Raw genomic sequence first — 13,016 nt, forward strand, 5'->3', positions numbered from 1 at the left:
AAATCCGCGCGATCAGAATTTGAGAGCCTGCCCCCGCCGGAGGACCGCGTCGGCCTCCGGGCCGAAATCGTCGGTGTCGGCGACATGCGCGGATCCCGCGTGAAGAACCAGCGGCGGCGCGAGGCGGAACGGCGCGCGCGCGCCCTTGCAGGCGGTGACGATCACCCGCTTGGCGCTTTTCCCGACGCGGGCCTGAAGCGGAAGAACCGCGATATCGCCGGCGCCGCGGAGCCCCGAGAGGATCGCGGGAAGGCTCGCGGCGAGGTGGATCATCGCGAACCGGCCGCCGGAGCGGACGCGGGCGAAGGCGGCGGCCGTCCAGGCGGCGGCCCCCCGTCCCTCCGCCACGCGCCGGGCGGCGTCGCGGCCCGGATCCGGGGAGCCGGCGCCGGTGATGTCGAAATAGGGCGGGTTGGTCAGCACGAGATCGAAGCCGATCTGGCGGAGGGCGGCGGGCGGATGGAAGATGTCGCCGTCCCATATCGTCGCGTCGACGCCGTTTCGCGCGGCGTTCAGCCGGGCGAGATCCGCATAGGGCTTCTGCAGCTCCAGGCCGTGCGCCTCGAGCCCGGGAACCCGGGCCGCGAGACACAGCAACGCCGCCCCGACGCCGCACCCCGCGTCGAGAACCCGCGCTCCCGGCGCCGGCGCGGTCGCCGCGGCGAGCAACACCGGGTCCGTCGCCGCGCGATAGCCGGCGCGGGGCTGAAGCAGGCGCAGCCGGCCTCCGAGAAAGGCGTCCTCAGTGAGATCCGGGTCCTGAAGCGGGGCCGGCTCCGTCACGCGGGTTCGCTGAGCGCGATCCCGTTGTCGCGCAGGATCGCACGCGCCATGAAGAGATTGCGGCGCATCACCATCAGCCGGCGCGGCAAAATGCCGAGCGAACCTTCGATGATGCTCGTGTGGACGTCGAACACGAAGCAGTCTATATCCTCCGCCCGCAGGAGGGCTGTGGCGAAACTGATGACCGTGGGGTCGTTGGTTTTTAGCAGTTCTTCCATGGCTCCGGCGATTTTAGGGGCGCTGCGCGATCCGTATCGAGACCGCCGACGCGACAAGGTGACCTTTGCTCCGACCAGATGCAAACGCAAATGCGAATTCGAATGTGACTGAAGATGCGTTCAGCCGTCTCGCCTCCCTGGTCGCGCCAGAACTGGAGGCGGTGAACCAGACCATCCGGGAGCGGATGAGGTCGGAGCATGCGCCGCGGATCCCGGAACTCTCGGCGCATCTGATCGAGGCCGGCGGCAAGCGGCTGCGCCCGGTTCTCACGCTCGCGGCGGCGAAGCTCTGCGGTTATGAGGGCGAACATCAGATCCGGCTCGCGGCGGCGGTGGAGTTCATCCACACCGCGACATTGCTTCATGACGACGTGGTCGACGAGAGCGCGAAGCGGCGCGGCCGGCCGACGGCGAACATCCTGTTCGGCAATCAGCAGAGCGTGCTCGTCGGCGATTATCTTTTCGCGCGTTCGTTCCGGCTGATGGTGGAGACGGGGAGCCTCCGGGTGCTCGACATCCTTGCGGGGGCGTCGGCGGTGATCGCGGAGGGCGAGGTGCTTCAGCTCACCGCGCAGCATGACCTCTCCGGCGGCGAAGAACGGTATTTTCAGGTGATTCGCGGCAAGACGGCGGCGCTTTTCGCGGCGGCGGCGGAGGTCGGCGCCGTGGTGGCGGCGGCGGACGAGGCGGAGATCGCCGCGCTGCGGAGCTATGGCGACGCGCTGGGCGTGGCGTTCCAGCTGATCGACGACTGCCTCGACTATGACGGCGCCGCCGCGGCGATGGGCAAGAATGTCGGCGACGATTTCCGCGACGGCAAGGCGACATTGCCGGTTCTGATCGCGTATCGGCAGGGCGACGCGGCGGAGCGGGCGTTCTGGGAGCGCGTGATCGGCGATCACGAGCAGAAAGAGGGCGATCTCGCCGAGGCGCTTTCGCTGATCGCGGCGCATGACGGGCTCGGACGAACCCGCGCGCGGGCCGCCGAATGGGGGGAGAAAGCCGTTCGCTCGCTCGACCAATTCGCCGACGGCGACGTGAAACGCGGGCTGGCCGACGTCGTGGAGTTCGTCACCGCCCGGGCCCGCTGAGGGCCGGGGCGACGTTCAGCCGCGCTCAGACGTGACGAGCCCATTTTCCATCCTTTGCAACCCGGCGATTTGCGCGGCAGAGTGCGCGGAGAACGAGGGGGATGACGGATGAATGCGGATATCGGCCTGATCGGCGTCGGGGTCATGGGGTCGGCGCTTGCGCTGAATATGGCGGAGAACGGATTTCGCGTCGCGGCGCATGACCGCGACTATGATCGGATGCAGGCCGCCGCGGACCAGTCGGCGGGGATGAAAGGCGCGATCGAGATCGCGGAGACGCCGGAGGCGCTTATCGCCGCGATCCGCCCGCCGCGCCCGATCATCCTTCTGGTGCCGGCCGGCCGGCCGGTCGATGCCATCATCGCCGAGTGGCGCCCGCTGCTGGAGCCGGGCGATCTGCTGATCGACGCCGGCAACGCCAATTTTCACGACACGCGCCGGCGGGCGCGGGAGCTGGAGGCGGAGGGATTCGCCTTTCTCGGCCTCGGCGTCTCCGGCGGCGCGGAGGGCGCGCGGCGCGGCCCGTCGATCATGGCCGGCGGCTCACCCGCCCTCTGGGGGAGAGTCGAGCCGGTGTTGACGGCGATATCGGCGCGTTTCGGCGACGAGCCGTGTTGCGCCTGGTTCGGCCCGGACGGCGCGGGCCATTTCATCAAGACGATCCATAACGGCGTCGAATACGCCGACATGCAGATGATCGCCGAGACCTATGGCGTGATGCGCGATGGGCTGGGCATGGATGCGGCGGCGATCGCGGCTGTGTTCGAGAAGTGGCGGGCGGGGCCGCTTGGCTCCTATCTCGTCGATATCACCGCCGAGGTTCTGGCGACCGGCGACGCGCGGAGCGGCGGCCCGCTGATCGATATCGTGCAGGACCGCGCCGGGCAGAAGGGCACCGGCGGCTGGGCCGCGCTCGAGGCCTTGCACCTTGCGTCGCCGGCCCCGGCGATCGAGGCGGCGGTGGGCGCGCGCAACCTCTCGGCGCGCAAGACCGAGCGCTTGCGGATGGAGGCGCTTTTCGGCGCCGCTCCGAAGCCGCTCGGCGATGCGCTCGGCGACCCGGAGGCGGCCGCGGCGGCGCTCCACGACGCGCTTCTGGCCGGGCGGATCGTCGCCTATGCGCAGGGGTTCGAGGTGTTCCGCGCGGCTTCGGCGGAATACGGGTGGGCGCTGGACCTCGCCGCCATCGCCCGGGTCTGGCGGGCGGGATGCATCATCCGCTCGGTTCTGCTCGATGACATCGCCGGCGCGCTGGACGCCTCGCCGGAGACTAATCTGATCGGCGCGCCGGCGCTGGCGGCGGTCATGAAAACCGCGGAGGGCGGGCTTCGCCGCGTGGTCTCGGCGGCGGCGGCGCACGGGTTGCCGGCGCCGGCGCTCGGCTCGTCGCTTGCGTATTTCGACCAGATCCGAACCGGGCGCGGAACCGCGAACCTGATCCAGCTCCAGCGGGATTTCTTCGGCCGGCATGGGTTCGAGCGGCTGGACCGCAGAGGCGTCCATTTCCACGGGCCCTGGGCGTAGGCGCGCGGCGACCGGAGGCGCGGACCTCCTGCCCTCAGGGGGGCGCCGTCAGGCCCGCCCGAGAATAAGCCGCGCCGCCGTCTCCGCGCCGGAGAGATCCGCGAGACCAGGGGGCGGGCCGGGCGCGCCGATGGCGGCTTCGACGGCGGCGGCGAGCGCGTCGGGCCCCGGCCCCGCGGGTCTGTGAAAGCCGGGAAGTCCGGCGAAGGCGGCGGCGCGGATTTGCTGCTCTCTCTCCTCACCCTCGCTCATCGGGAGGATCACCGCGGGCGTGCCGGCGGCGAGAAGATCGGTCGCGGTGTTGTAGCCGAAAAGGCTGACCGAGCAGGCCGCGGCGGCGAGCCGGGCGCGATAATCCGCCGTCGCCGGCTCGACGATCACCGGCGCGCCCCGTCCGAGCCGTCCGAGCCGGATCGCCTCCGCCTCCGCGTCCGCGCCGCCGACGCGAAGCCGCCAGCGCCGCCGCCCCAACCGGGCGGCGCCGATCGCCATCTCCAGGAGCCCGCGCCCGACGCCCCCGCCGCCGACCGAGACGAGCACTTCGCCTCGCCCCGCGACATCCGGCGCGGGCGGCGGCGCCGCGACATAGCCGGTATGCCGGATCATGCCGCCGAACGCGGCCGCGCGCGGCCAGGTCGCGGCGAAGGGGATCAACGCGGGGTCGCCGTGAACCAGAACCTGATCGTAGAACCGGGTGAGATGCGCCGCAGTCTCCTCCGCCCTGCCGGGTTTGCGCTTCGGCTCGAGCACGTCGCGGACCGAGGCCAGAATCCGCGCGCGCCCTTTCGCGTGAGCGAGCAGCGCGGTGAACTCCTCCCGGAGCGCGCGGCGCCCGAACGGGAAAAGCTCGGTCACCAGCGCGCCCGGCGCGGCGTCGTCGAACAGGGCGGTCAGCCGCGCCGCCCGGTCGGTGAGATACGCCGCCGTGGCCGGCCCGTCCGGGGTGAAGAGCCGGCTGTAATCGACGCCCCGGATCCAGACGGGAGGGAGCTGCGCCAGGTCGACGCCGCCGGTGTCGAGATGGCCGATCGCGCGGCCGCCGGAGACGAGGAGCGGCGCCGCCCCCGCCGCCTTCAGCGCCTTCGCGATCAGCAGCGTCCGCGTGAGATGGCCGGAGCCCATCAAGCCGGTGACGACGAGCATCACCCTCATCGCGGCGTCAGCCTTTCCTCCGGGCCATGGGCGACGGGCGCGCCGTCGGCGTCGATCTCTATGGGGTAGATGCGCTCCCGTTTGATCCGGAACGGTTCGGGACGGTCGAAATGCCAGTCCCAGGCCTTGGCCAGGATCACCCGCATCACGCCCCGATGAAGGACCATCAGCGCCGGCCGGCCGGCTGCGGCGACGCGCCGGAGCGCAGGCGCGATTCGCGCCCAGGCGTCGGCGGGACTTTCGCCGCCGGGCGGATGTTTCTCCCAGCCCCAGGTCTCGACATGGGCGAAACCGGAGGCGGGCTCATGGATCAGGTCGACGCCGCGCCGCCCCTCCCATGCGCCCCATGACAGTTCGATCAGGTCGGGTTCGATCTCCGGGGCGCGGTCGGCCAGAAGCCGCGCGGTCTCCTTCGCGCGGGCGAGCGGCGTCGCGATCAGGCGCGCGTCGGCCCAGGGAGCGGGAATCCGGAGCGCGCGGGCTCTCTCGCGGGCGGCCGGCGTCAGCGGTCGGTCGGTTCGCCCCTGCATGCGGCCCGCGGCGTTCCAGTCGGTCTCGAAATGGCGCGTGAGGCCGATGAGCACGCTCATGACAGGGCCTCCAGCGCCACATTCAGGCGCGCCGCCGCTGCGCTGACGCCGTGGCGCGCCTTGACGTGCGCCCGCGCCGCGCGCCCTGCCGCCGCCAGCGCGCCGCGATCCTCCGCCAGCGCGGCGATGGCGGCGGCGAAGGCGGCGGGGTCGCCGGGCGCGGTCAGGCGGCCGGACGGGCCGATCACGTCCCGAACGCCGATGCGATCCTCGGCGACGCAGGCGACGCCCGCGGACTGCGCTTCGAGATAGGCCATGCCGAACGCCTCGTTCACGCCGGGCCAGAGAAAGAGGTCCGCGGTTTCATAGGCGCTCCGGAGCGCGTCCCGATCGTTGATCTGGCCGCGGAAGACGACCCTCGGGCGGAGGGCGGCGAAGGCGGCCTCGACTTCGGGCCGCGCGGCCCCGTCGCCGATCACCGTGAGCCGCCAGTCGAGCGTCAGCGCCGAGAGCGCGCTCGCGAGCGCGCGATAGGACGCGAGCTTGTCGCCCGGGCGCATCATCGCGACGGTCAGGAGATTGAGCCGCCCTTCGTTCGGGGCGCGCGCCGCCGGCTCCGCGCCAAGCGCGGTGAACGGCGGCAGGGGGATCAGCTTCTGACCCTCCGGCCGATCGCGCTCCAGCGCGTCCAGCCCCCGCGCCTGCAGGTGAAAGATGAGCCGCGCCTGGTCCAGCGCGCGCTCCGACGCGTGCGCGAACCGCGCGTAAGGCCCGTCGAGGCGCTTTCGCGCGCGGTAGCCCTCGGCGACGACATAGGGGATCGAGAGCGCGCGCGCGACCGTCGGGCCGATCAGGTCCGGCGCCTTGTAATAGCAGTGATAGGTGAACCAGATCGCCGGCGGCGCGCCGGCGGCGTAATCGTTCAGCAGCTTGTCGGCGACCCGCTCCGCCTCCTGGAACAGCATATCCTGCGCGACGGGGTTCCCGACGCTCTGATGGGTGCGAAGGCGGGAGGCGAGCTTCGTCTCCCAGCCCGCGCGGTCGAGCGCGCGCATCAGCAGCCGCGCGACCCGCCGGTCGCCCGAAGGGTTGGGGTGATCCGGGGCTTTCATCGGCGCGTAGAACGCGATTCTGCGGTGGGCGGGCGCAGTCATCGGGCGCGCGCCTTCGCCGCGTCGTTCAGCGCGGCGCCGATGAGGCTCTCCAGCACGTCGATCCCCTCCTCCATGCCAAAATCTCGTTTCAGTCTATCATAGGCTGAGCGCGCGAGGGACGCCCGGTTCCCGGCTTTGCCGATCATGTCGATCATGGCGGCGGCGAGCGCCTCTGGCGCGCCGGGCGGGGCGAGCCGGCCATGAACGCCATCTTCGATGAACTCCGGGATTGCGGAAACGGCGGTGGAGAGGATCGGCAGCCGCTGGCTCGCGGCCTCCATCAGAACGTTGGGCAGGCCGTCCCGGTCGCCGTCGCCGGCGATTTTCGACGGCAGGATGAAGATATCCGCCTCCCTGAGCGCGGAGATCACCTCGGTCTGATCACGTTTCCCGCGCCAGTCGATCCGGTCCGCGATCCCGAGCCGCTCGGCGGCGGAGACCATGGCCTCTTTCAGCGGGCCGCCGCCGATATGGACGAAGCGCCAGTGGATCGCGGCCGGCAGCGCGGCCAGCGCGGCGAGAAGGTCGTCATAGCCCTTCTTCGCGACCAGGCGGCCGACGGAGAGAAGAACGATCGGGGCGCCGGGGGTCCGTCCGTCGCGTTCGGGCCGGCGCTCCGGCGGCGGCGGAAAGCGGGAGAGGTCGAGCCCATGATAGATCAGCGAGACCGTGTCCTCGCGCGGCGCGAGCCCGTTCAGATGGCGCGCGCCGGTACCGGTGCATGTGACGCCAAAGCGGCAATCGGCGAGCTTCTCGCGTTTCTCCCAGTCAGGAATCGTCCAGATGTCCTTCGCATGCGCCGAGAAGCCCCAGGCGACGCCGCGGATCATCGCCGCGTAGCGCGCGACGGAGGCCGGAGTGTGAAGGAAATGCGCATAGATGAAATCGGTCTCCGGAGCCAGTTCCGCGGCCAGCGTCAGCGCCTGCCCCCAGCGCCGGATCCGGTTTCGCGTCCGATCCCGCGCGAGGTCGTGGAGCCAGACCCTGCGCGCGGCGGCGTAGCCGGGCATCCGCCGGGCGGCGCGCCAGCCGCGCAGAACGCGGAGCGGCTCCTGATGCAGGTATTCCGGAAGATAGCGCGCCCGCGCGCGGATCGCGTCGTGGATCGGGTGGGTCTTGTCGTCATAGGGGTGGCGAAGCGACCAGATGTCGAATGCGAAGCCGCGCTCCTCCAGCGCCTTCAACTCCTGCGCGATGAACGTCTCGGATAGCCGTGGATACCCCTTCAGCGCCACGGCCAGCCGCGGCGCGGATTCAGCTTCTCTCGCCGTCATCCCGCGGCTCTGGTCGCCCAGGTCGTGGCGGCGCTGGCCGTAATCGTGTCGAGCCCGCCCAGCAGGCCGCGGATCGGGTTTCGGGACGGCGGCGGCTGATCGACGAGGCTGCGGATCGCCTGCGCCATGACGTCCGGCGTGTCGCCATCGCGGGGGCGATGCAGCATCCGCAACAGGCCGAGGCGCTCCGCCGCTTCGGTCCGTATGTATTGCTCGAGCCGGGGCCGCACCCGCGGCGCGATGATGGCGGGCTTGTCGAGGCTCAGGATCTCGCAGAACGTGTTGTAGCCGCCCATGGCGACGACGCCGGTGGCGTCCGCCAGAAGCCGCTCCAGCCGGGGGTCGAAGCTGAAGGCGGTGACCCGCCCCGCCAGGGCCGCGACCCGGCGGTCGAAATCGGCGCGTTTCTCCGTGTTCATGAACGGGCCGTAGACGAGAACGCCGTGCAGCGGAATGCCCGGATCGGCCTCATAGGCGGAGAGCGCCCAGTCGATCAGCGCCTCGCCGTCGCCGCCGCCGCCGGTGGTCACCAGCACATAAGGCACGGGCGGCGGCGGCGGGCCGACATCCGGCCAGTCCGGGGTGTCGCGCCGCAGATAGCCGGTGTAGCGGACCGTCCGCATCATTCTGTCGGATATCGGCAGGCCGGCCAGCGGCTCGCAGATCTCTGGCAGGCCATAGATCCAGATTTCGTCGTAATAGGTCTCGATGGCCGTGAACGCGTCCTTGCGCTCCCATTCGCGGCGCAGCGTCTCCGGCTCGTCCAGCACGTCGCGCAAACCGAGCACCAGCCGCGCGCCGCGCGCCTTCGCGGTCTCCAGCGTCGCGGTGAGCTCGTTCCGGAATCCCCATGGCTCCTTGTCGATGATCAGGAGGTCGGGATCGAAACTTTCTTCGGTGGCGGAGAGAATGGCGGCTCGGAGGTTGACCGTGTCCTCGATGTCCAGCCCGAGATTGTGGGACGCGTAGGTGCCGTCCGGCATTTTCACCACGCCCGGCAGCCGCACATGATCGACCCGGTCGGCGAAGTCGAATCGCCCGACAATCGGCGAGCCCGTGGTGATCAGCGCCGAGAGCGACGGATCGTCGGCGGCCAGAGCCTGCGCAATGGTTCGCGACCGGCGCAGATGCCCGAGTCCAAATGTGTCATGACTGTATAGCACAACCCGACGGCCGCGGTCCGCGCCTCTGATCCGGCCTGCGCCGCGCCCGGCGAAATGAGTCATCCCTCTGCTCTCCCCGCGTCGGGAATGGGCGGCTTCGCCGCTTCCTCGCAAGCTGTACAAGCCGATGGCGCGAAACGCCAGCCCGGAGCGACCTGCCGTGAACGCTGTTTTAAATCTTTGCGCCCAGCTCCGCGGTGAAGCCGGGCGAGCCGCCGCCGCCGCCGCGCGGGGGTGGAGCGCGGATCCGCGGCCCGCCGGGCGCCTGAAGAAACCCGCGTTCCTCCTGCGCTTCTTCTTCTCCTCGCCGTGAAAGAGCGTTAACCTATCACACGGTAACATCTACAAGATTCGGGTTGGTGCGACCATCGGCGGCGGATTTGTCGCCCGAAAATCGATTTCGGGCCAAATCGCTCCGATTTGTCGCATCTGGCGCTATGGATTTCGAATGGTTGAAGGGTAGAACCCAGCCACGCCACGCGAGGGGTCGACATGCAGATCTACCTCCCCATCGCCGAAGTTTCGGTCAACGCCTTTCTCCTTTTGGGGCTCGGCGGGGTGATTGGCGTGCTTTCGGGGATTTTTGGCGTCGGCGGCGGCTTTCTCATCACGCCGCTCCTGATCTTTATCGGAATCTCCCCCGCGGTGGCGGTCGCCACCGGCGCGAACCAGATCGTCGCGGCGTCTTTCTCCGGGGTGCTCGCGCATTTGCGCCGCGGCACCGTGGACATCAAGATGGGGCTGATCCTGACGGTGGGCGGCGCGCTCGGCTCGGTTATCGGCGTCGAGATCTTCATGTTGCTGAGGGAGATCGGCCAGGTCGAGCTTCTGGTTTCGCTCTGCTACGTCGTCTTTCTCGGGATCATCGGCGCGCTGATGCTGATCGAAAGCGTGAACACGTTTCGCCGCTCCGCGTCCGGCGCGCCGCGGTCGCTGCGCCGGCATCACCGCTGGATCCACGGGCTGCCGCTGAAGATGCGGTTTCGGGCCTCGAAGCTCTATATCTCCGCGATTCCGCCGTTCCTGATCGGCGTCTCGGTCGGTGTTCTGGCGGCGATCATGGGGGTCGGCGGCGGATTCATCATGGTCCCGGCGATGATCTATCTGCTGGGCATGCCGACCGCGGTGGTCGTCGGCACTTCGCTTTTCCAGATCATCTTCGTCACCGGCCTCACGACCGTGCTGCATGCGGTCCAGAACCAGACGGTCGACGCGCCGCTCGCGGTGCTTCTTCTTCTCGGCGGCGTCGTCGGCGCGCAGGTCGGCGCCCGGATCGGGGTTCGGATGAAGGGCGAGCATTTGCGTATTTTCCTGGCGCTCATGGTGTTGGCCGTGAGCATCAAGCTCGGTTTCGATCTGGTCGTTCAGCCGTCTGAGCTTTTCTCGTTCGGCGAGGTGGCCCGGTGATGAAATGGCTTCTGGTCTGCGCCGTCTGGCTCATCGCCGCCGCCGCCCCGACCCTCGCGGCCGGGCCGAGCGAGCGGGTGATCGCCGCGCTCAGCCAGAACGCGGTCGGCATCACCGCCGATTTCACCGGCTCCGAAATCTTCGTCTTCGGCGCCATCGCCCGCGATCGGCTGCCGGACGCGACCGATGACGCGCTCAACATCATCATCGCCGTCACCGGCCCGAAAACGAACACGACGCTCCACAAGAAAAACCGCACATTCGGACTCTGGATCAACACCGAGAGCGTGAACGTCAACGACGCGCCCAGCTTTTACGCGATCGCCACGACCGGCCCGCTGGAGAGCATTCTCTCGCATACGGAGGATCTCCGCTATCGGATCAGCATCGAGCAGGCCGTGCGCCTGGTCGGCGCGGCGGGCAAGGTCGCGGAGCCGGACGAGTTCCGCGAGGCGATCATTCGCATCAATCGCGCGGCTGGCGTCTATTTCGAGAATATCGGCGATGTCGAGCTGACCGAACGGACCCTGTTTCAGAGCCATTTCGAGTTGCCCTCGAACATTGTCGAAGGCGATTATCAGGCGCGCGTGTATCTTTTGCGCGAAGGCGCGGTTCTGGACACGTTTTCCACGACGATCGAGGTGCGCAAGGTCGGGTTCGAGCGCTGGATCTACGAGCTGGCGCACGAGCAGTCGCTGCTCTATGGCCTCTTGTCGATCCTGGTCGCGCTCATCGCGGGCTGGGGCGCGTCGGAGGCGTTCCGTCTGCTGCGCCGTTGAGCGTGACGCGGGCTTCGGCGCGCGGAGGGCGGCGCCCTCGGCTCGTCGCTTCCACCGCCGTTTCCGACGCCGGCGACCGCTTCGCCCGGAGTCCGGCGCGCGGTCCTTGGTGCGGGCGGCGGGACTCGAACCCGCACGGCGCAAGGCCTCCGGATTTTAAGTCCGGTATGTCTACCATTCCATCACGCCCGCCACATCCCGCGCCAGCCGCGCGGGGCGGGATGCGGTCCGCACGATATGCGCCTATATTTCTTGTTGAAAGTCCGCAAATTTGCCACCGGCGCGTCTATGGTGCATTTTCTGCGCGATTACATGGAGACTCAGAGGATGGCGCGACCGATTATCGGCGTTTCGGGTGGCTCTCAGATCGTCAACAACGCATATCAGGTGCAGGCGTCGGGGGAGCGCAACATCGCCGCCGTCGCGCAGGCGGCGGGAGGATTGCCGCTGATCATTCCCGGCATGCCCGATCATCTTGCGCTGCAGGAGATTCTCGGCGCCATCGACGGGCTTTTCCTCACCGGGGGGCGGCCGAACGTGCATCCGTCCTGCTATGGCTGCGAGCCTTCGCCCGCTCATGAGCCGTATGACGAGGGGCGCGACCGTGTGACGCTGCCGCTGATTCGCGCCGCGATCGAGATCGGCATGCCGGTATTCGGCGTCTGCCGCGGAATTCAGGAGATCAACGTCGCCCTCGGCGGCACGTTGCATCCGGAGATTCGCGATCTGCCGGGCAAGATGAATCATCGGATGCCGCCGGGAGAGACCGACCCCGAAGTGGTGTTTCGCAAGCGGCACAAGGTGACGTTGAAAGCGGGCGGCTGGTTCGCAAGAACGATCGGCGAGAGCGAGATCGTGACCAACTCGCTTCACGGACAGGCGTGCGTCACCACGGGCGAAGGGGTCGAAGTCGAGGGGGTGTCAGAGGACGGCGTGATCGAGGCGATCAGCGTGCCGGGCGCGCGGGGGCTCGTCATCGGGGTCCAGTGGCACGCCGAATACGATGCGCATGTCGATCCGGTCTCGCGCGCGCTTTTCGGCGCGTTCGGAGAGGCGGCGCGGAACTGGCGAACCAACCGCGCCGCCTGATGCGGCCGCGGGCGCCCGGCGGATAGGATGCGGCCAGGTCGCCCGGCCGCATCTTCGATTCCGCGCCGTCCCGCAGGGCGGCCGCCCCGACTTCAGCGCGCCTTCTGGCCGAAGAGCACTTTTTTCGCTTCTTCGTCATCGGCGATGTTGCCGCGTTTCTCTTCGCCGTGGGCGCGGCCGATCTTCACCGCCTCGCGCGCGCCGACCCGGTCGAGCCACGCCTGCATGTGCGGGAAGTTGGAGATATCCTGCTCCTGCTTTTCCCAGAGGCTCGCCCAGGGCCAGATCGCCATGTCGGCGATGGAATAGGGGCCCGCGACGTAATCCCGGTCTGCGAGACGCTTGTTCAGAACGCCGTAGAGCCGGTTCACCTCGTTCCGATACCGGTCCATCGCGTAGGGAATCCGCTCCGGCGCGTAGTTGAGGAAGTGATGCGCCTGACCCGCCATCGGGCCGACTCCGCCCATTTGCCACATCAGCCATTGTTCGATTTCGATCCGCTCGCGTTCCGTCTCGCCATAGAAGGCGCCATGCTTGCGCGCGAGATACATCATGATCGCCGCGCTTTCGAAGATCGAAACCGGCTTTCCGTCCGGCCCGTCCGGATCGACGATGGCGGGCATCCGGTTGTTCGGCGCGATGGCGAGAAATTCGGGAGCGAACTGCTCGCCTTTCCCGATATTGATGTAATGCGTCTCGTAAGGAAGGTTCAGTTCTTCGAGAAGAATGCTGATTTTCCAGCCGTTCGGGGTGGGCCAGTAGTAGAGGGCGATGGGTTCGGACATGCGGGTCTCCTTGTTTCGCTCCCCTGCATGTAACCGGCTTTGGCGGCGAGGCAACCCGGCGCCGGGC

General features: G+C 68.9%; 13 protein-coding genes and 1 tRNA gene. 5 read left to right on the top strand and 9 right to left on the bottom strand.

What is annotated here, in order from left to right; all coding sequences use genetic code 11:
• Nucleotides 1-12 precede the first annotated feature (12 nt).
• The gene (locus WG921_RS06675; protein ID WP_340108424.1) at nucleotides 13-783 is read right to left on the bottom strand and encodes a tRNA1(Val) (adenine(37)-N6)-methyltransferase; all 771 of its coding nucleotides are present in this window, start codon (nucleotides 781-783) and stop codon (nucleotides 13-15) included.
• The gene (locus tag WG921_RS06680) at nucleotides 780-1,091 is read right to left on the bottom strand and encodes a putative signal transducing protein (protein ID WP_340108425.1); all 312 of its coding nucleotides are present in this window, start codon (nucleotides 1,089-1,091) and stop codon (nucleotides 780-782) included. Before WG921_RS06680 ends, WG921_RS06675 begins: the two co-directional genes overlap by 4 nt.
• Nucleotides 1,092-1,105: 14 nt before the next feature.
• On the opposite strand from WG921_RS06680, the gene WG921_RS06685 reads away from it, so the two are divergent.
• Both WG921_RS06685 and gndA read left to right on the top strand, forming a co-directional pair.
• Nucleotides 1,106-2,092: a polyprenyl synthetase family protein gene (locus WG921_RS06685; protein ID WP_340108426.1), complete on the top strand. Its 987-nt coding sequence runs from the start codon at nucleotides 1,106-1,108 to the stop codon at nucleotides 2,090-2,092.
• Nucleotides 2,093-2,200: 108 nt separating this feature from the next.
• On the top strand, nucleotides 2,201-3,616 hold the full coding sequence (gndA, locus tag WG921_RS06690; protein ID WP_340108427.1) for an NADP-dependent phosphogluconate dehydrogenase: 1,416 nt from the start codon (nucleotides 2,201-2,203) through the stop codon (nucleotides 3,614-3,616).
• A 48-nt stretch (nucleotides 3,617-3,664) separates the two neighbouring features.
• Here gndA and WG921_RS06695 read toward each other — a convergent pair whose 3' ends face one another.
• Genes WG921_RS06695 through WG921_RS06715 form a run of 5 tightly spaced genes read right to left on the bottom strand, consistent with a single transcriptional unit; the run spans nucleotide 3,665 to nucleotide 8,952 of the window.
• On the bottom strand, nucleotides 3,665-4,768 hold the full coding sequence (locus WG921_RS06695) for a glycosyltransferase (protein WP_340108428.1): 1,104 nt from the start codon (nucleotides 4,766-4,768) through the stop codon (nucleotides 3,665-3,667).
• On the bottom strand, nucleotides 4,765-5,358 hold the full coding sequence (locus WG921_RS06700) for a histidine phosphatase family protein (protein ID WP_340108429.1): 594 nt from the start codon (nucleotides 5,356-5,358) through the stop codon (nucleotides 4,765-4,767). The genes WG921_RS06695 and WG921_RS06700 overlap by 4 nt, the downstream gene beginning before the upstream one ends.
• Complete coding sequence (locus WG921_RS06705) at nucleotides 5,355-6,452, bottom strand: glycosyltransferase family 4 protein (RefSeq protein WP_340108430.1); 1,098 nt, start codon at nucleotides 6,450-6,452, stop codon at nucleotides 5,355-5,357. The genes WG921_RS06700 and WG921_RS06705 overlap by 4 nt, the downstream gene beginning before the upstream one ends.
• Nucleotides 6,449-7,726, bottom strand: coding sequence for a glycosyltransferase (locus tag WG921_RS06710; protein ID WP_340108431.1), 1,278 nt, complete (start codon nucleotides 7,724-7,726; stop codon nucleotides 6,449-6,451). The genes WG921_RS06705 and WG921_RS06710 overlap by 4 nt, the downstream gene beginning before the upstream one ends.
• Nucleotides 7,723-8,952 carry a glycosyltransferase family protein gene (locus WG921_RS06715; protein WP_413788562.1) on the bottom strand — a complete coding sequence of 410 codons (1,230 nt, stop codon included), beginning with the start codon at nucleotides 8,950-8,952 and terminating at the stop codon, nucleotides 7,723-7,725. Before WG921_RS06715 ends, WG921_RS06710 begins: the two co-directional genes overlap by 4 nt.
• Before the next feature lie 429 nt (nucleotides 8,953-9,381).
• On the opposite strand from WG921_RS06715, the gene WG921_RS06720 reads away from it, so the two are divergent.
• Both WG921_RS06720 and WG921_RS06725 read left to right on the top strand, forming a co-directional pair.
• Complete coding sequence (locus tag WG921_RS06720) at nucleotides 9,382-10,296, top strand: sulfite exporter TauE/SafE family protein (RefSeq protein WP_340108433.1); 915 nt, start codon at nucleotides 9,382-9,384, stop codon at nucleotides 10,294-10,296.
• A complete protein-coding gene (locus WG921_RS06725) occupies nucleotides 10,296-11,075 on the top strand; it encodes a TIGR02186 family protein (protein ID WP_340108434.1) in 780 nt (259 codons plus the stop codon). Before WG921_RS06720 ends, WG921_RS06725 begins: the two co-directional genes overlap by 1 nt.
• A 107-nt stretch (nucleotides 11,076-11,182) precedes the next feature.
• On the opposite strand, the gene WG921_RS06730 is transcribed toward WG921_RS06725, so the two are convergent.
• A tRNA-Leu gene (locus WG921_RS06730) sits at nucleotides 11,183-11,267 on the bottom strand.
• Nucleotides 11,268-11,402: 135 nt separating this feature from the next.
• Here WG921_RS06730 and WG921_RS06735 point away from each other — a divergent pair.
• Nucleotides 11,403-12,164 carry a gamma-glutamyl-gamma-aminobutyrate hydrolase family protein gene (locus tag WG921_RS06735; RefSeq protein WP_340108435.1) on the top strand — a complete coding sequence of 254 codons (762 nt, stop codon included), beginning with the start codon at nucleotides 11,403-11,405 and terminating at the stop codon, nucleotides 12,162-12,164.
• Nucleotides 12,165-12,256: 92 nt separating this feature from the next.
• Here WG921_RS06735 and WG921_RS06740 read toward each other — a convergent pair whose 3' ends face one another.
• The gene (locus WG921_RS06740; protein ID WP_340108436.1) at nucleotides 12,257-12,949 is read right to left on the bottom strand and encodes a glutathione S-transferase N-terminal domain-containing protein; all 693 of its coding nucleotides are present in this window, start codon (nucleotides 12,947-12,949) and stop codon (nucleotides 12,257-12,259) included.
• Nucleotides 12,950-13,016 lie beyond the last annotated feature (67 nt).

Source organism: Paludibacillus litoralis (genome assembly GCF_037646705.1).
GTDB lineage: Bacteria > Pseudomonadota > Alphaproteobacteria > Rhodobacterales > Rhodobacteraceae > Pikeienuella > Pikeienuella litoralis.